The organism is Aeromonas sp. 2692-1, assembly GCF_013085505.1.
Taxonomy (GTDB): domain Bacteria; phylum Pseudomonadota; class Gammaproteobacteria; order Enterobacterales; family Aeromonadaceae; genus Aeromonas; species Aeromonas hydrophila.
In genome coordinates this window covers 1500980-1518872 of sequence record NZ_CP038513.1, presented here as the reverse complement: position 1 = coordinate 1518872, position 17893 = coordinate 1500980, and the positions used below count along the sequence as shown (strand labels likewise).

The window sequence follows — 17893 nt, the reverse complement described above, 5'->3', positions numbered from 1 at the left end:
AGCGTGCCTCCACCAAAAGGACTTCATGATGCACAAACCCCTCAGTTATGCCGCCCTGCTGCTGGCCAGCCAGTTTCCGCTGCAGGCGCTGGCCGACACCGATGTCTATCTCACCAACAACAGCCCGGATCCAGTCCAGCTGGAGATCCGCCAGAGCGGCTCCGGCCAGCTGCAGGCCGGCAGCCAGTGGCTTCAGCACAGAACCGAGCTGGGCCCCTGGGAGAGCGCCATGGTGCTCAGCTTCAATCGCTACGAGGGGGTGAAGGCGGGCAAGAGCTATCTGTTCGAAACCCGGGTCACCACTCCCGGCGGTGACACCTATCGCCTCAACCAGAAGATGGAGGGCACCTGGTGGAACAGCACTCTGCAACACGGCGGCGAGACGCCGGCAGACAACTCCGGCTGGCAGAGCGATCGCGCCATCCATCGCCTGAGCGGGCCGCAGGAGCTGGCCTTTGCCGCCAAGTTCACCGGCCGCTACGACGATCTGCACTACATGCTGACTCCGCCCAGGCAGGTGGAGCAGCCCGAAGCTGACGAAGCTAGGTTGAAAGTCGCCAGCTACAACGTCTGGGCGCTGCCGGTGATCGCCTCCAGCATCGGCGAGCGGCTGGCGCTGCTGCCCGAGTACCTCAAGGGCTATGACGCCCTGCTGTTGCAGGAGGTGTTCGATGGCCGGCGCGAGGGCTTCCTGCAGGCACTGGCCAAGGAGTACCCGTACCAGACCAGGGTGCTCGACAAGCCGGGGGTCAACATCCACGACGGCGGCGTGGTGATCGTCAGCCGCTACCCAATCGTGCGGGAGGCCCAGCTGGTCTATCCCCAGTGCACCGGCACCGACTGCTTCGCCGACAAGGGGGTGATGTATGCGGAGGTGATCAAGGGGGGCAAGGCCTGGCACCTGTTCGCCACCCACACCGCCAGCTTCGACACCGACGAGGCGCGCCGGCTGCGCCAGATCCAGTTCGGCCAGATCCGCACCCTGGCCGCCAGCCTGAAGATCCCCGCCAGCGACACCGTCATCTACGGCGGCGACTTCAACGTCAACAAGCGCAAGTTTGCCGACGACTACGCCGGCATGCTGGCCAACCTCAACGCCGACGAGCCGGGTTATGGCGGCTACACCGAGGCCACCTTCGATCCCAGGATCAACCCCTATGCCGGTGGCCCGCTCTCCGGTGGCGCCAACGTGGAGTACCTGGACTATCTGGTGGTGAGCCGGGAATACGGCGCCGTGCGCCACAACCTCAACAGCGTCTGGATCCCGCGCAGCAGCGATGGCAGCCTCTGGCCCGCCAGCAACCTCTCCGATCACTTCCCGGTCAAGGGAGAGATCAGCCGATGAAGCGCCGCTACGGCTTGCTGGCACTGGCGGTGCTGGCCTTGTTGCTGCTCAACCTGAGCTGGCAGGAGGCGCCAACGCCGCCGGCACACACCGGCCAGCTCGCTCAGCCAGCCACCGCAGAGGCGCCACAGACACAGCCACCACTGGCCCCCGCTAGCGGCCCGGTTGCCGCCACCGCCGTGCCAGCCGGCCCAGCACCTGCGCCTGCCAGCTGGCGCGAGCTGCCGGACGAGATGAACCGGCAGCTCGCCAGCGAGGTGAGCGACAGCGAGCAGCCGCTGGCCGAGCGGCTCGCCAATCTGGAGGCGATAGAGGCCCAATGGCTGAGCGAGGGGGAGAGCCTGTTTCGGCTACAGGGGCGCTACGCCCTGGCACTCGAGCAGTTGGCGCAGGAGCACGAGCAACTGCCGCTGGCCGAGCGACTGGCCGCCCTCACCCGCTTGCAGGATGAGTGGGCAGCGGATCATCCGGATCTGGCGGCTGAGCTGTTCAACCCGGCAGCCCGCTTGCAGCAGGCGCGCCAGCTGTGGGGGGACGAGGAGCTGGCGACCCTGGCCCGCCATTTCCTGCCGGCCGCACAGGCCGAAGCGACCGTGCAGTTTGCCGCCAGCCGACAGCAGCAGCTGGCGCAGCGCAGCCACTACCAGCAGCAGCTGACCGAGCTGGAGCAGCAGTTGGCGGCCAGCCGGGGCAACATGGACGAGGCAAGCTGGCAGCAGCACAGGGAGGCGGTACTCGGCCAGTTTCGGCGTGACTTCTTCGCCCAGACGCCGGAGCAGCCCTGAGCGGGCAACGACTAGGGGCATCTGATCTCCACAAGAAAAAGGGCCCGTCAGGGCCCTTCGCATTTTCCCGCCATCAGGCCAGCGGGTAGCTGGCCGCCAGCCCGTTCTCGCAATGCCAGTTGGCCCACAGCTTGTTGTCGGTGCCCATCAGCAGGGTGGCGAAATTGCGGGTACGCAGGTAGACGGGGGCGCCGAACGGCTTGATAAGCTCGGCGCGGATCAGCCGGTTCTCGTCGAGGTATTCGGCATCGTCGTTGGTCATGGCGAGGATCCCCATCCACTGGAACTGGGTGGGACAGGGGTGGACGATACCGGAGGAGACCAGCTGGTGCACGTTGAGCACCCCGTCCCGCTTGTCCTGGATCACCCCGAGGCAGCCCACGTGCACGTCGCCGGAGAGGATCAGGGTCTTGCAGCCAGCATCCTTCTGGCGCCGGATCCTGGCATTGTCCAGCAGCCGCATGATGAGCCGGGCCCGCTCCCCCTGATGATCCTTGGCCCGCCAGTGATCCTTGAGATCGTCGGTCAGCTCCTCCTCCCAGGGGGTGGCATCCAGCGCCGCCTCGGTGAAGGAGAAGTCGCGATAGACCACGGGCACCCCCGCCAGCACCAGCAGATGGCCCGCGTCGCAGGCGGCCAGCGCGTCGTTGATCTGATCCCACTGGGACGGGCTCATCACCTGGGCGCGGGTCCGATTGGCCCGGTTGTCCAGCGCCAGGATCTGGTAGCCCCGAAAACTCAGCCGCCAGGAGTGGTGGCCCAGCTTGACCGGATCCAGCAGGGAGACGTTGGCAACGGAGCGCAGCTGGAACAGCCGGAAATAGCGGGACGCGGCGGCATAGATGACCCGGTAGACATCGCAGCCCTGCAGATTGTCTGGCGACTCGGGATAGCTGCCCCAGCCGTCGAAGATGTCGTGGTCATCCCACATCATGGCGCTCGGGATCCGGGCCAGCAGGCGCGCCACCTCGGGCCGCCCCCACTGCTTGCAGTAGAGATCGCAGTAGAAGCGATCGAGCTGCTCCTCCATGGTGCGAGTGGCCTTGCGTTTGACCTTCTCCGCCATGTCCAGCTCGTTCCAGGCCTTGAGGCTGGGCACCGTGGTCCAGAGGGAGTCGGCATAGACCTGATCGCCCCCCATCAGCAGCAGCGAGAAGGGGTGCGTGGCGTGCTCGGCGGCCAGCTTGTCCCACATCACATAGGGCTGCGGGGTAGAGGTGAGCAGCTTGAAGTCGGAAAAACCATTGCAGGAGGCGTACCCGATGCGTACCCGCTCCGCCGACCCAGGCAGATGAAACTGCCAGCGATCCTCACCGGCCAGATCCCGGGCGGGCTCCCCGTCCAGCAGGATCTGGTACTCCACACTCGAACCCGCCTCGGCCGGAGTCGCCGTCCAGCTGACCCGCCAGAAGCCGCCCCTGGGGGTATCCGCCTGCTTGCCGGCGGCCAGCAGGCTGCCGTTGATCCTGACCCCGGCGCCCTTGCAGTCAGGCCCCGCCAAAAAACAGATGCTGTATTGCGTCTCCGCTTCGAGCCCCAGCAGGGGCCCCATCACCAGACTCGCCATTGCCTATCCCTCCGTGGTTGAACCCATGGAGCATAGTGAAACGGGCGTCCTTTGGTACTGCCCAAGCGGGCAGTCCATCTTGGGTCAGGCTTGCCCTAGCCCTTGCTCTTGAACTGTTTGACGCTGCGTTTGGCCTGGGTGCGACGATTGGCCTGCTTGTCACGGGGGGCGCGCTTGCCCTCCCCGCTGGCTGGCTGATCGGTGACCGGGAAACCGGCGAGCTCGGCCAGCGGCAGCTCGCGGCCGGTGAGGGTGCGGATCGCCGCCAGGGTGTCGGCTTCGCCATGGCAGGTGAGCGAGATGGCGAGCCCGCTGCGTCCGGCCCGGGCGGTACGGCCGATGCGGTGCACGTAGACGGGGGCGCTGGCGGGCAGATCCAGGTTGATCACCAGCGGCAGCGCCTCCACGTGAATGCCGCGCGCCATCAGATCGGTGGCCACCAGCACTCGCACCTTGCCCGCCTTGAAGTCACCGAGCGCCTGCTCGCGCACCGCCTGTTCCTTCTCGCCGTGCAGGGCCGCCACCGTGATGCCCGCCTTGGCCAGCTTGCGGGCCACCCCGTCTGCGTCGTCCCGTGCGCTGATGAAGACCAGCACCTGCGGCCACTCGTGGGCCTTGAGCAGGCTGATGAGCGCCGGCACCTTGCTGCTCTTGTTGACCAGATAGAGGCGCTCCTCGATGTCGTCGGCCACGCTGTTGCGAGGATCCGCCTCCACCCGCACCGGCTCGGTCAGCAGACCGGTCGCCAGCGCATCCAGCTCGGCCGGCAAGGTGGCCGAGAACAGCAGGGTCTGACGCTCGACCGGCATGGCATTCAGCAGCCACTGGATGTCGGGCCAGAAGCCCATCTCCAGCAGCCGGTCCGCCTCGTCCAGCACCAGATGGCGCAGCTGGCTCAGTCCCAGCAGTTGCTGGGCCAGCAGGTCCCGCAGTCGCCCCGGGGTCGCCACCAGCAGTTGCGGCCCCAGCGCCAGTTCGGCCTGTTGCAGCGCCTGCGCCACCCCGCCGCACAGGGTCACCAGTCGCAGACCCAGCCCGGCGGCCGGCCCCTGCAGCGCCTCGCTCACCTGCACCGCCAGCTCGCGGGTCGGTACCAGCACCAGCCCCTGCACCCGATCGCTGGCCGGATCGAGGCGCTGCAGCAGCGGCAGCCCGAACGCCAGGGTCTTGCCGCTGCCGGTGCGGGCCAGCGCCAGCAGATCCCGACCCGCCAGCGCGGCGGGAATGGCCAGTTGCTGCACCCGGGTCGGGCACTTGAGGTCGGCGGGCAGGGTCGCCAGCAGGGCGGGGGCGAGGGCAAGTTCATCAAAAGTCATGGGGCTACGCAGCTATCGACAGAATAGGGAGGTGGGGGCGAAGTCTAGTGAGCGGCCGACCATAAGTAAAATCCCATCCATCGCGGCCACGGGCCCACTCCCGGCCCGCCATGCGCAAAGCGGGCCTGACTACACTTCAGGAACCTCCCCCGGGGACGTGACCAGACCATGACCAGACATCCCTCTCTGCTGCTGTTGTTGCTGCTGTGCCTGACGGGGCTAACCAGCCTCAGCCTCTCCCGCGCCGACACGGCGGCCGCCCCCGCCGCCAAGCCGGTACGCATCCTCAACGCCCACCTCGGCGAGCTGCCGGGGCTCATCAACGCCGACAAGACCGGCCCCTTCGTCGATCTGGTGCGCGCCATCGATGATCTCTACCCCGAGGTGAGCATCCGGATCACCATCTACCCCCTCGCCCGGGCCATGGCCGGGGTGATCGCCGGCACCGCCGATTTCAGCCTGCCCGCCATCCGCAATCTGCAGGATGCCGACCTGCTGCCCTATCGCTTCAGCACTCGCAGCTTCGGCAAGGTCACCCACGTGCTCTACAGCAATACCGACCACCTCATCACCCCCGACATGGCCTACGGCATAGTACCCACCAAACGGGATCTGCTGATCGAGGCGACCCCCGGCTTTCTGCCCATTCCGCTGCAACGGTCGATGAGCATAGAGCAGTCCCTGCGCAAGCTCTCGCGCGGGCGCATCGACGCCTTCATCTGGGCCCAGGAGGAGGCCGACCTGATGCTGCGCCAGCTCAAACTGACCAACATTCACCGGGAACACCTGGGGGATTTCGAGGATGTCTTCATCATCGCCAAGGGGCCTACCGGCGACGAGGTGGATCGCTTCCTCGGCGAGGCGATCGAGAGGCTCGCCGCCTCCGGCAAGCTGGCAGAGATCTACTCAAGGCTGCACCGCCCCTATGTCGAGTGGCAACCCCACCCGGAGCCACTACCCGCCAAAGACGCGACCAAAGCCCCCTGACTGTTCCATAAAAAAATCCCGCCGGGGCCATGCCCCGGCGGGATTGTTGTCAGTCTGCCTGTTTACAGTACGGCCAGGGCGGTGGCGTAGTTCGGCTCGTCGGCGACTTCGGCCACCAGCTCGCTGTGCAGCACCTTGTTCTCTTCATCCAACACCACGATGGCACGGGCAGCCAGACCCACCAGCGGGCCGGAGGAGAAGGCCACGCCGTAGTCTTGCAGGAAGGCGGCACCACGCAGGGTGGAGAGGGTCACTACCTTGTCCAGCCCTTCGGCGCCGCAGAAGCGGGACTGGGCGAACGGCAGGTCGGCGGAGATGCACAGCACCACGGCGTTGTTCAGCGCGCTGGCCTGCTCGTTGAACTTGCGCACGGAAGTGGCGCAGGTCGGGGTATCGACGCTCGGGAAGATGTTCAGGATCTTGCGCTGGCCGGCGAAGCTCACCAGGGTCAGATCGGAGAGATCCTTGGCCACCAGGGAGAACGGCTTGGCCTGCTCGCCGGCAACCGGGAAGTGACCGGCGACGGAGACGGGGTTGCCTTGCAGGGTAACGGAATTGCTCATGTTATGTCCTTGATTATCGAGGGAGGATCAGGCCCTCCAGTATAGGCCCGCCGGGCGGGGACAAACACCCGCCAACCACAGGGATATCACCTCTACCAGCAGCCTGTTGCCAGGAGCGGGAGAAAGGGGCTTGACCTTGGACTTAACACCAAGGTTTACACTCGGCTCAGTTATCGAAGATCTCGCACCGGCGGGATCCATCCAAGAGGAACTCATCATGAGCAAATCCTGCTGCAGCCATCAACACGCCGCCGCCCCCATCAAGGCCGTCAGCAAGACCGCGGCCCCCCAGGCCGAGCACCAGCACGACAGCCACTGCTGCGATCAGGCCGCACCGGTCAGCTGCTGCGCGAGTCAGGCCCCCCATGATCATCAGGATCATGCCGCCAGCGACGCTCCCGAGGGGGAAGAGCCCCCCAGAGGGGGTTGTTGCGCCACTCCGCCGCCCGCCCATGCCCATGACGGGGAGCACGACCACCATGAGCATGCCGTCGCGGCAGAACTTCCGCTGGACGCCCCCGAGCAGAACAGCCGCCGCCACAGCTGGCAGGTGCTGGGGATGGACTGCCCCAGCTGTGCCCGCAAGATAGAGACCGCCGTCAGCCGGGTGAGCGGCGTGCAACAGGCCCGCGTGCTGTTTGCCACCGAGAAGCTGGTGGTGGATCTGGCCCCCGGCCTCTCCCCCGATCCCGTCACCGCCGCCGTGCTGGCCGCCGGCTTCCAGCTCAAGGGCGAGCGCAGCGGCAAGCAGGAGCCCGGCCGCGAACGCGGCCCGCTGCAGACCCTGCTCGCCAAGTATTGGCAGCCGCTGTCGCTGGCCGGCCTGATGCTGGTGGCGGCCCTGCTGCCGAGCCAGATCGGTCAGCCGCTGTTTACCCTGGCCACCCTCTGGGGGCTGTGGCCCATCTCCCGCAAGGCGTGGGCGCTGACCAAGAGCGGCTCCCCCTTCGCCATCGAGACCCTGATGACGGTCGCCGCCGTGGGGGCCCTGTTCCTCGGCGAAACCGCCGAAGCGGCCATGGTGCTGCTGCTGTTCATGCTGGGCGAACATCTGGAGGCCTACGCCGCCGGCCGCGCCCGCGCCGGGGTCACCGCCCTGATGGCGCTGGTGCCCGACAAGGCGCTGCGCATCCGTACCACTGCCGAGGGCGAGGTGCGGGAAGAGGTCGCTGCCGACCAGCTGCGTCCCGGTGACATCATCGAAATCGCCCCGGGCGCCCGTCTGGCCGCCGATGCCCGCCTGCTCGACGCCCTTGGCGCCTTTGACGAGAGCGCCCTGACCGGCGAATCCATCCCGGTAGAGCGCCGTCAAGGTGACAAGGTCCCCGCCGGCAGTCTGGCGGCGGATCGGGTGCTGCGCCTCGAGGTGGTGTCCGAGCCCGGCAACAACGCCATCGACCGCATCCTGCATCTCATCGAGGAGGCCGAGACCCAGCGCGCCCCCATCGAGCGCTTCATCGACCGCTTCAGCCGCTGGTATACCCCGGCCATGATGCTGGTCGCCCTGCTGGTGGTGCTGGTACCGCCGCTCGCCTTCGGCCAGAGCTGGGACGAATGGGTCTATCGCGGGCTGGCGCTGCTGCTGATCGGTTGCCCCTGCGCCCTGGTCATCTCCACCCCGGCGGCGGTCACCTCGGCGCTGGCGGCAGCCACCCGGCAGGGGGCCCTCATCAAGGGGGGCGCCGCGCTGGAGCGGTTGGCCCACATCGATACCGTGGCCTTCGACAAGACCGGCACCCTGACCCTGGGCAAGCCGCAGCTGACCGAACTGGTGAGCCTCAATGGCCAGCCTGAGGCCGAACTGCTGGCGCTGGCGGCGGCCATCGAGCAGGGCTCCCACCACCCGCTGGCTCGCGCCGTGGTGACGGCGGCCAGCGAACGGGGCCTCAGCCTCGCCGCGGCCCAGGAGCTGCGCGCCCTGCCCGGCATGGGCGTGGAAGGTCGCATCGACGGCACCCTCTGGCAGCTGCTGGCGCCGAGCCGGGTCGCCACCCTGGATGCCGCGATGCAGGTCCGGGTCGCCACCCTGGAGCAGCAAGGCAAGACAGTGGTGGTGCTCGGTCAGCCTGACGCCGCCCCGGCCGCCCTGCTGGCCCTGCGCGACCAGATCCGGCCGGAAGCGGCTGCGGCGCTGCAAGAGCTCAACCAGCTCGGCCTGCAGAGCATCATGCTGACCGGCGACAACCCCCGCGCCGCCGAGGCCATCGCCGGTGAGCTCGGCATGGGCTGGCGCGCCGGCCTGCTACCGGAGGGCAAGGTCGATGAAATCGCCAAGCTCGGCCTCAGCCAGAAAGTCGCGATGATCGGCGATGGCATCAACGACGCGCCGGCCATGAAGCGGGCCAGCATCGGCATCGCCATGGGAGGCGGTACCGACGTGGCGCTGGAGACCGCCGATGCGGCGCTGACCCACAACCAGCTCGGCGGGGTCGCCGCCATGATCCGGCTCTCACGTGCGGCACTGGCCAACATCCACCAGAACATAGCGCTGGCGCTGGGGCTCAAGGCCATCTTCCTGGTCACCAGCCTGCTCGGCATCACCGGCCTGTGGATTGCGGTGCTGGCCGACACCGGCGCCACCGCCCTGGTCACCGCCAACGCCCTGCGCCTGCTGCGCAAGCGCTAAGCCGGCCTAACCAACAGCCGCCCCAGAGGGGCGGCTTTTTTATGGCTCTGTCCCAGTTATGTGTTGAAAGGCTAACCTTGAAGTAGGTCATCACCTTGAGGGCCGCCATCATGGATACCCAAGCCTTTCAACATCTACTGTCCCTCTTCCCATTGCTCACTTTGCGTCAGCGTCGTCTCGCGCAACAGGAACTCACCACCCCTCATCCCATCACCTCGTTGGCCACTCAACTGCCCGCATGCCAATGCTGCCCTCACTGCCAGGCCGCGGCCACACTGCTGGCACCCTGGGGCTGGTCTCGAGGGCTGCGCCGTTATCGCTGCAAGCAGTGTTTGCGCACCAGTTCCGTTCTCACTAACACGCCTCTCGCCCGACTTCACAAGCCACAATGCTGGGAAGACTATGCACAAGCCCTCATCGACGGTCTGACCGTCCGGCAGGCGGCGCTCCGCTGTGGGGTCGGTAAAAACACCGCCTTTTTGTGGCGTCACCGCTTCCTGAAGGCCATGGCTAGCCACCAGGCGGTACGGGAAGAGGGTATTGTCGAGGTCGATGAGACCTTCTTCCTGGAGTCGTTCAAAGGACAGCGCGGATTGTCCCGCCCGGCCCGCCATCGTGGCGGTAAAGGCCGTACCCGAGGCACAGGACCGGATTACATCCCGGTGATAGTGGTGCAAGACCGGGCAGGCCACCTGGCTGACTTCCAGTTGGAACAGTTGAATGCCAGGGCGGTGAAGGCAGTGCTTCAGCCGCTTATCGCCCCGGATGCCGTCCTGTGCAGCGATGGTGCCGGGGTGTATGCGAGTTTCAGCGAGAGACTGGGGATAACACACCAAGTGGTGCGCAATCGAGCGGGAGAGCGGGTGGTGGGTGCATATCACATCCAACATGTGAACGGGTACCACAGGCGATTGAAGGAGTGGATGGAACGGTTCCATGGGGTCGCGACCCACTATCTGAGGAATTATCTGGGTTGGCGAAGGATGTTGGAGCGCTATGGGCGGGAAGTGAATATCTCACGTTGCTTGCATGAGGCGCTGGGGCGCCCCATGCAACACGTAATTGGGACATAGCCTTTTTTATTGCCTCGCCCACAGCAAAGAAAAAGCGCGGCTGCCGGTCGGCAGTCGCGCTTTGCTTACTCTCTCGGAGTTATCCCACCCTTGGCGAGGTGGAATTCAACCCTGGGGTGCCGAGCCAGCCCCGGGCTCGATGGGAATAACTACTTGGCGCTGCACTCCTGGATCACAGCAGTACCGGCCTTGGTGCCGGCCGGGTCAACCTTCACCAGCACGCTCCACAACCCCTGCGGCAAGGTGATGCTGTTGTTGGCACTGCCCGGCTGGGAGAAGCCGATGGCATAACCCGTCTCCGCCGTCACCGCGCCGCCGCCGTTGAGCAGGTACTCCTTGCTCCAGTCCTCGTTGGCCACCTTGAACTCGGTGCTGCCGGTGTAGTTGAAGGCCGCCTGATAGATGGCAAGATCGCCATCCATCCCCTTGTAGCTCAACTGGTACTGAGGCTGAGCGGCCCAGCCGGAGAGCTCACCCTTGACGAACAGGTTGTAGCCGAGCGGATTGCCCGCCACCGTGTCCAGCACCTTGCAGCTCTGCACCGGCTCGGTGAAGCTGACGCTCAGGGTGGGCTTGTCCTTGTTCATGGCGGTGAACACGAACTTGTAGCTGCCCGCCTTGGCCAGATCGAGCCCGATGTTGCCGGTATCGCCGCCCTTGCAAAGGGTCAACGGAGTGCCGACCACCAGCTTGTCACCCGCATTGCAGCTGCCGTAGTTGAGGGGACCCCAGCTGGCATCCGCGATCTTGACGTTGGTGGTGCCCAGCTTGTCGCTGCTCACCTCGGTGGTGAACTCGTACATGAAGTTGCTGCTGAAGGTCATCTGGTTGGTGTTGCCCCACTCATTGAGGAACCCCTTCAGATAGACGGCGGTGTCACCAAACGGCGGTACCGTGCTCAGATCCGTCTTCTTGCCAATCGGCAGGCCAGTGCCCTGGGCACCGCTCTGCGGCTTGACGAACACCGCCGCCGACCAGGCACCCAGGGTCAGGGTACCGCCATTGACGGCCGCATCACGGGCGATGCTCTCGCCGCCGTGGTGGGCCGGGCTCAGCTGCAGGCTGGTCAGATCGATGGGCTGATCGTTGCCGTCACGGAAGTCGCTGATGCTCTGGGGAGCATTGGTGGCGTTGATCATCACCACCAGACCGTCGATGGCCGGATCCAGATCCGCCCCCGCATTGATGCCGTCATCCACCGTCATCACGATGAGGCCGGGCTCCTGATCCGGGCCGGTATTGCGGAAGTCGACCCGCTTGATCACCTCGGCGCCGCTGCCCAGACGCAGCAGACGGGAGGATTGACGCAGTTCGGCCAGCTCCTGATAGAAGCCCACCATGGTCGCCATGTCGGCACCGCTCGGTTTGACGTGCTTGCCGAGTACTTTCTCGATCAGCGGATAGTTGTCGCCATCCTTGTCCTTGCGCGGCAGCCCCTTGTCGAAATTATTGTCATTTAAGCCGTAGTCGACCCGGTTGTACCAATCACCCGAGTCGTAGCTGTCCCGCTCCATGGACTTGGAGCGCAGCAGCTCGACACCGGCGTGGGTGAAGGGAATGCCCTGCCCCAGCATGGCGGTGGCGAGAGATACCCCCTGCATCCGCACCAGATCGGCCCCTTGCGGCGCCTTGTAGATCAGGTTGTCGAACAGGGTCTGGTTGTCGTGCTTGTCGACGTAGTTCTGGATTTCGGTCGGATCCTGGGCGTAGCCCGCCGGTTGACCGTTGTAGTCGATGTCGGAGCCCTTCTTCGGCATCCCGTCCTTGTCGGTCAGGATGAAGTCCTTGAGGTTGCCGGCCATGCCGAGGCGCACCAGATCGGCCTGATGCAGGGCGGTAGCGCGATCGACGCCGTCCATCTCGTTGGCATCCACCAGAGCGCCGTTGCCAAAGCCCTGGGTCTTGCGAATGGTGTCGCCGCCGTCGAATGGACTGCCGCCACGCACCGCATCCCGCAGCCGGTCAGAGAAGGAGCCGATGCCGGTGCCGGCCAGGTGTTTCTGGGTCGCCTGCACGAAGCGCTTGTCATCCTGCACCTCGCCGAAGTTCCAGCCCTCGCCGTAGAAGTACATCTCGGGGTTGACCTGCTTCACCGCGGCCAGCGCCTGCACCATCTGATCTTTCGGGTGGTGGCCCATCAGGTCGAAGCGGAAGGCGTCGATCTTGTAGTCGCGCGCCCAGGTGACCAGAGAGTCATCCATCAGCTTGGCGAACATGGCGTGTTCCGGCGCCGTGTTGGAGCAGCAGGTGGAGTTCTCCACCGAGCCGGTCTCCGGATTGAGGCGCTGATAGTACCAGGGCACTATCTTGTCGAGCACCGACTTGGGCCCCAGGCCCGCCTCGTTGGTGTGGTTGTAGACCACATCCATCACCACGTTCATGCCGATGTTCTGCTTGATGGCCTTGACCATTTCGCGGAACTCCAGGATGCGCTGACTGCCCTCGGCGTTGGTGGCGTAAGAGCCTTCCGGGGTGGTGTAGTGGTAGGGGTCATAACCCCAGTTGAAGGAGTCGACACCGCGCAGATAGCCGTAAAGCTCCTGCACCTGCGGGTTCTCCTTGCTGTCGCTCCCTTGCAGGTCGCCGAGCACGGCCTCGATGGTCTGGCCGCTGCTGCAGTAGCCGGCGAACTTGGAGTTCTGCACCTCGGGATTGACCTGGCACAACTTGCCGAAGTCGTCGCTGATGTTGGCGACCTTGGCCGGATCCTCGTTGACGGTGGCGATGTCGAACACCGGCAGCAGGTGCAGGTGGCTGACGCCGCTCTTGGCCAGCGCCTGCAGGTGCTTGACCGGCGCCGTGTCGGTGTCGGTCAGGCCGAGGAACTTGCCGCGGTGCTCGGCCGGGGTGGAGTCGTCGTTGCCGGTCAGATCGCGGACATGGGCCTCATAGATGGTGATGTCGGCGGGGTTCTGCTGGCTGTGGGGTGCCTTGAGGCTGTCCCACCCTTCCGGCTTGAGGGCCGGATCGTTGAGATCCACCACCTGGCTGAACTCGGAGTTCATCGCCAGGCTCAGGGAGTAGGGGTCGGTCACCTGATAGGATTCCAGCTTGCGGCTGACCGGGTGATAGACCTGGATGTCGTAGCGGTAGAACTTGCCCACCAGCTCGCTGCCACCCTGCACGCTCCAGCTGCCGCTGGCCTCGTCCAGGGTCATGGTGCGCTCGCCGAGCGGCTTGTGCTGGCCATCGAACAGCGCCAGCTTGACCGACTTGGCAGTCGGCGCCCACAGCCGGAAGGTGACATTGCCCCCCTCGACCACGGCGCCATAAGTCAGCTTGGTGGCCGCTTCACTGTAGAGGGCATCGAGGGCGCCGGCGCTCTGCACCAGGGTCGCCCCCTGCAGAATGCCGTCGGCGTCGGTGCCGATGGCCACCAGCTCACCCTTGAGCAGCGGCTTGAGGTCCTTGCCAGCCGGCAGGGCGAAGGCGGCAGCATCCTTGAGGTGCGGATACTTGGCCTGCTGCTCGGCGGTCAGGCTGGTCGGAGCAAGGGTGATGTAGGGGAAGTCGAACACCCCTTCGGCATTGGCCTTGATGGTGCCGGACTCGGTGTAATAGAGGCGCACATGGGGCTTGTCCTTGCCCCCTTGCCAGATCAGGGTGTTGCCATCGATCAGGTGGGCACTGGCGCCCGCCACGCCGAAGGCAGCGGTGAAGGCCTCGGCGCGGCTGCCGAAGATCTCGTTCTTGCCGGCGACGATGGCCACGGTGCGATCCGGGTGATCGCTGAAGACCACCTTCATATCGCTGCCGGTCAGGTTGGCCAGATCGCCGTTGCGGGCGATGAAGTTGATGCAGCCCTCCAGCTTGCTAAGGGGCACCACCCAGCTCGGGCCGAAGCCGTCGGCCGCGACCGGGGTGTTGACCTTGTCGTCCCAGCCTGCGTTGAGGCCGCTCTCGGCGGTGGCGCTGCAGGCGTCGTTGTTCCACAGGTGCAGGCTGTAGTTGGCGAAGGGGCCAGTGACCCCGCGGGCCGCACTGGTCTGGGTATCCACCAGGGCGATCACCGCCTGATCGGGCCCGGCAACCAGTTGCTCGGCAGGGGGTTGCACATTGGGCAGACGGGCGACGGGGCCGTCCGTAGGTTCAGGGGTGGAGGGGGAGGAGCTGTTGTCATTGCAGCCGGACAAAAGCGCGAGCAGTGAGGCTGTTACCAGCGCCACTTTGGTCTTTTTCATATCCATTTTTTTATAATTCCCGCTGTAGTTAGTCTCGATATCCGAGTACCCGGTCATTGCCGAGCGGTGCCATATTAATCAGCAGAAATCGTTTCAAATGTGAGCAGGGGGGCAAAAAAGTTAACCGCTTTCAACAAGATAACGTTTTCATAACGAAAATCGGATCGGGCTCACAGACCTGCCGCCCGATTCGGCACATACCTGCGGGCAGAGCCATGATGTCTGGAAAAATTGATTTCCGATCAAATGGATAAGTGGATACGGCAAAAGAGAGGGAGCCACGACAGATGAAGCGGATTGAGGAGCAGGCCAGGCGGCTGGACCTGGAGTATCAAGAGATTGCCCAGCTGTTTGACCAATTTTGTCAGCAGGCGGGGACGCTCGCCGAGCAGTACCACTTCTTCAACTGGCCGGATTATGAGGATACCCCACCCCTCGCCCGGGCCTTCACCCTGCTGGGGGAGCCACGGGAGCTGCGGCTGCGCTGCCAGCCGGGGGAGCGCGGCAGTTTGAGCGGGCTGATCCAGGTGTGCGGCGAGGAGGGCACCATCCACGCCAGCCTCGGCTTTCGGGCCGATGGCCATCTGCTGCTGGAGTCGGGCCGGCTGCTGGACAACCCGCCCGAGCTGCTGCTCAAACTGCTGCTCGGCGCCATCTGGCAGCACAAACCGGAGGATGTGCAGGGCCAGCCGCACTGAGCCAGAGAAACAGGAAGGGGCCTTGGCCCCTTCCTGCTGTTGCGGGCGGCCAACCGGCCAGGATCAGGCGGCGCTCACCTCGATGGTGACGTGTACCAGCTCCTCGTGGATGGCGAGCCGGGCGCGGATCTCGCTGGCTGAGATCGGCGCCGCCATCAGCAGGGAGAGCACGCAGGCATACTGCTGCTGGCCCACCCGCCAGACGTGCAGATCGCGCACTTCGGCGTCCGGCAACTCGGCGATCACCTCGCGGATCTCCGCCACCAGCGGCGCATCCATCTCGGCATCCAGCAGCACCCGGCCAGAGTCGCGCAGCAGGCCCCAGGCCCACACCGCCACCAGCCCGGCCCCCACTATGCCCATCAGGGGATCCAGCCAGTCGGCCCCCCACAGCATGCCCCCCACCAGCGCCAGAATGGCCAGCACCGAGGTGGCCGCATCCGCCAGCACGTGGATGTAGGCGGCGCGCAGGTTGAGATCCTGATGGCCGTGATGATCGTGTGAGTGATCGTGGTCGTGATGATCATGATGGTGGTCGTGGCCGTGCCCATGGTGATGACCGTGATCATCCTTGAGCAGCCAGGCGCAGGCCAGGTTCACCAGCAGGCCGACGATGGCGATGACGATGGCCTGCTGGTAGTGGATCGGGCTGGGATCCAGCAGCCGGAACACCGACTCGAACAGCATCATGCCGGCCACCCCCACCAGCAAGAGGGCGCTGGTAAAGCCCCCCAGCACCTCGATCTTCCAGGTGCCGAAGCTGAATCTGTGGTCACGAGCGAAGTGGCGGGCGGCGCGGTAGGCCAGCACCGACAGGCCGAGCGCCAGCGCGTGGGAGCTCATGTGCCAGCCGTCGGCCAGCAGCGCCATGGAGTTGTAGAACCAGCCGCCGCCGATCTCCGCCACCATCATGATGACGGTCAGCAGCACGGCCCAGCGGGTCTTCTGTTCGGCCAGCGGATTCCCTTCGTGGACGACGGGTTGGTGGCAGTGGGATGAGGCGAGGGATGACATGGATTTCTCCTGAGGACGACAATGCAATATACTATACCCCAGTATAGTTTTATTGATCGAGAGGATCCTGCATGTCACACACCATTCACGGCAAGAAGAAGCTGCTGGCGCGGGTGCGCCGCATCAAGGGACAGGCAGGGGCACTGGAGAGCGCGCTGGAGCAGGAGAGCGACTGCGCCGCCATCTTGCAGCAGATCGCGGCCATTCGCGGCGCCGTCAACGGCCTGATGCTGGAGGTGCTGGAGGGGCACATGCGTGAGCACCTGGGCGCAGAAGAGGCGACCCCGGCCGAGCGGCTGGAGGATCTGGATCAGGTAGTGCGGGTATTGCGATCCTATCTGAAGTAGGGCCGGTGGATGGGGCCATGCGTAGCCCCGCCTCATCCCGTTGACGGCTGGGCGGCGTCGGCCCGCCAGCCCCCGCCCCTTTCAGACTTGAGCCCTCGCCGGCTTTACGCCATGATGACCGCCGATCATTGATCGCCATACCCTGGATTCCATTTCGCAAGGACCCCCCATGTTTGAACACGTCGATGCCTATGCTGGCGACCCCATCCTGACCCTGGTCGAGACCTTCCACAAAGACACCCGCGAGCAGAAGGTGAACCTGGGGATCGGCCTCTATTACGACGAGCAGGGCCGCATTCCGCTGCTGGCCTCGGTACAGCAGGCCGAAGCCCAGCGCGCCGCCGCCCCGGCACCCCGCCCCTACCAGCCGATGGAAGGCGCCGCCAACTACCGCACCGCGGTGCAGCACCTGCTGTTTGGTGCCGACCACGAAGCGGTCAAGGCGGGTCGCATCGCCACCATCCAGACCATCGGCGGTTCGGGTGCGCTGAAGATCGGCGCCGATCTGCTCAAGCGCTACTTCCCGACCTCCGAGGTGTGGGTCAGCAATCCCACCTGGGACAACCACAAGGCGATGTTCGAGGGCGCCGGCATCAAGGTGCACGACTACCCCTACTACGATGCGGCCACCGGCGGCGTGCAGTTTGACGCCATGATCGACTGCCTGAGCAGCCTGCCGGCGAAAAGCATCGTGCTGCTGCACCCCTGCTGCCACAACCCGACTGGGGTGGATCTCTCTCGCGCCCAGTGGGACCAGGTGATCGCGCTGGTAGTCGAGAAGAATCTCATTCCTTTCATGGACATCGCCTATCAGGGCTTCGGCGACGGGCTGGAAGAGGATGCCTACGCCATTCGCGCCATGGTGGCCGCCGGCGTCAGCTTCTTCGTCAGCAACTCCTTCTCCAAGAACCTCTCCTTCTACGGCGAGCGCTGCGGCGGCCTGTCGGTCATCTGCCAGGATGCCGAAGAGGCGAGCCGGGTGCTGGGCCAGATGAAGGCCACCGTGCGCCGCAACTACTCCAGCCCGCCCACCCACGGTGGCCAGATCACTGCGGCCGTGATGAACGATGCCAGCCTGCATGCCATGTGGGTCGGTGAGGTGACCGAGATGCGCACCCGCATCAAGGCGATGCGCGAGAAGCTGTTCGAAGTGCTGAGCGCCAAGGTGCCGGGCCGTGACTTCAGCTACTTCATCAACCAGCGCGGCATGTTCAGCTACACCGGCTTCACCCCGGAGCAGGTGGACAGACTGCGCGAGGAGTTCGCCGTCTACCTGGTGCGCTCCGGTCGCATGTGCGTGGCGGGCCTCAACAGCCGCAACGTCGACTACGTGGCCGACGCCATGGCCGCCGTGCTCAAGGGCTGATCCCCGCAAGCCCCGCTCAGGCGGG

The 17893-nt window shown here is 65.4% G+C and carries 13 protein-coding genes; 8 read left to right on the top strand and 5 right to left on the bottom strand.

Annotated elements, in window-relative coordinates:
- The first annotated feature begins 28 nt into the window (after window positions 1-28).
- Both E5E97_RS07385 and E5E97_RS07380 read left to right on the top strand, forming a co-directional pair.
- On the top strand, window positions 29-1345 hold the full coding sequence (locus E5E97_RS07385; RefSeq protein WP_171280063.1) for a sphingomyelin phosphodiesterase: 1317 nt from the start codon (window positions 29-31) through the stop codon (window positions 1343-1345).
- Window positions 1342-2130: a hypothetical protein gene (locus E5E97_RS07380; RefSeq protein ID WP_011704600.1), complete on the top strand. Its 789-nt coding sequence runs from the start codon at window positions 1342-1344 to the stop codon at window positions 2128-2130. The genes E5E97_RS07385 and E5E97_RS07380 overlap by 4 nt, the downstream gene beginning before the upstream one ends.
- Before the next feature lie 73 nt (window positions 2131-2203).
- Here the strand turns inward: E5E97_RS07380 and E5E97_RS07375 are convergent, their stop codons facing one another.
- Together E5E97_RS07375 and E5E97_RS07370 are read right to left on the bottom strand one after the other, a co-directional pair.
- On the bottom strand, window positions 2204-3697 hold the full coding sequence (locus tag E5E97_RS07375; RefSeq protein WP_171280062.1) for an alkaline phosphatase D family protein: 1494 nt from the start codon (window positions 3695-3697) through the stop codon (window positions 2204-2206).
- A 95-nt stretch (window positions 3698-3792) separates the two neighbouring features.
- A complete protein-coding gene (locus E5E97_RS07370; protein WP_011704598.1) occupies window positions 3793-5013 on the bottom strand; it encodes a DEAD/DEAH box helicase in 1221 nt (406 codons plus the stop codon).
- Between the two features lie 168 nt (window positions 5014-5181).
- Between E5E97_RS07370 and E5E97_RS07365 the strand changes: the two genes are divergently transcribed.
- Window positions 5182-6000, top strand: a complete 819-nt coding sequence (locus tag E5E97_RS07365) for a transporter substrate-binding domain-containing protein (protein ID WP_011704597.1) — start codon at window positions 5182-5184, stop codon at window positions 5998-6000.
- Between the two features lie 62 nt (window positions 6001-6062).
- On the opposite strand, the gene tpx is transcribed toward E5E97_RS07365, so the two are convergent.
- On the bottom strand, window positions 6063-6563 hold the full coding sequence (gene tpx / locus E5E97_RS07360; protein ID WP_011704596.1) for a thiol peroxidase: 501 nt from the start codon (window positions 6561-6563) through the stop codon (window positions 6063-6065).
- A gap of 217 nt (window positions 6564-6780) precedes the next feature.
- Here tpx and E5E97_RS07355 point away from each other — a divergent pair, with 217 nt between their 5' ends.
- On the top strand, window positions 6781-9189 hold the full coding sequence (locus tag E5E97_RS07355; protein WP_171280061.1) for a zinc/cadmium/mercury/lead-transporting ATPase: 2409 nt from the start codon (window positions 6781-6783) through the stop codon (window positions 9187-9189).
- Window positions 9190-9299: 110 nt separating this feature from the next.
- On the top strand, window positions 9300-10262 hold the full coding sequence (locus E5E97_RS07350) for an IS1595 family transposase (RefSeq protein WP_171280060.1): 963 nt from the start codon (window positions 9300-9302) through the stop codon (window positions 10260-10262).
- 149 nt (window positions 10263-10411) lie between these two features.
- Here E5E97_RS07350 and pulA read toward each other — a convergent pair whose 3' ends face one another.
- Entirely contained in the window at window positions 10412-14449 is a 4038-nt protein-coding gene (gene pulA, locus E5E97_RS07345; protein WP_171280059.1) for a pullulanase-type alpha-1,6-glucosidase, read from the bottom strand.
- A 281-nt stretch (window positions 14450-14730) separates the two neighbouring features.
- Between pulA and E5E97_RS07340 the strand changes: the two genes are divergently transcribed.
- Window positions 14731-15141, top strand: coding sequence for a hypothetical protein (locus E5E97_RS07340; RefSeq protein WP_024944600.1), 411 nt, complete (start codon window positions 14731-14733; stop codon window positions 15139-15141).
- Between the two features lie 63 nt (window positions 15142-15204).
- On the opposite strand, the gene dmeF is transcribed toward E5E97_RS07340, so the two are convergent.
- Window positions 15205-16155, bottom strand: coding sequence for a CDF family Co(II)/Ni(II) efflux transporter DmeF (gene dmeF / locus E5E97_RS07335; protein ID WP_171280058.1), 951 nt, complete (start codon window positions 16153-16155; stop codon window positions 15205-15207).
- Between the two features lie 71 nt (window positions 16156-16226).
- Here dmeF and E5E97_RS07330 point away from each other — a divergent pair, with 71 nt between their 5' ends.
- Together E5E97_RS07330 and E5E97_RS07325 are read left to right on the top strand one after the other, a co-directional pair.
- Window positions 16227-16502 (top strand): metal/formaldehyde-sensitive transcriptional repressor, encoded by a 276-nt coding sequence (locus tag E5E97_RS07330; RefSeq protein ID WP_005308614.1) that lies wholly within the window; start codon window positions 16227-16229, stop codon window positions 16500-16502.
- Between the two features lie 169 nt (window positions 16503-16671).
- Window positions 16672-17868 carry an amino acid aminotransferase gene (locus E5E97_RS07325; RefSeq protein WP_011704591.1) on the top strand — a complete coding sequence of 399 codons (1197 nt, stop codon included), beginning with the start codon at window positions 16672-16674 and terminating at the stop codon, window positions 17866-17868.
- Window positions 17869-17893: the final 25 nt, after the last annotated feature.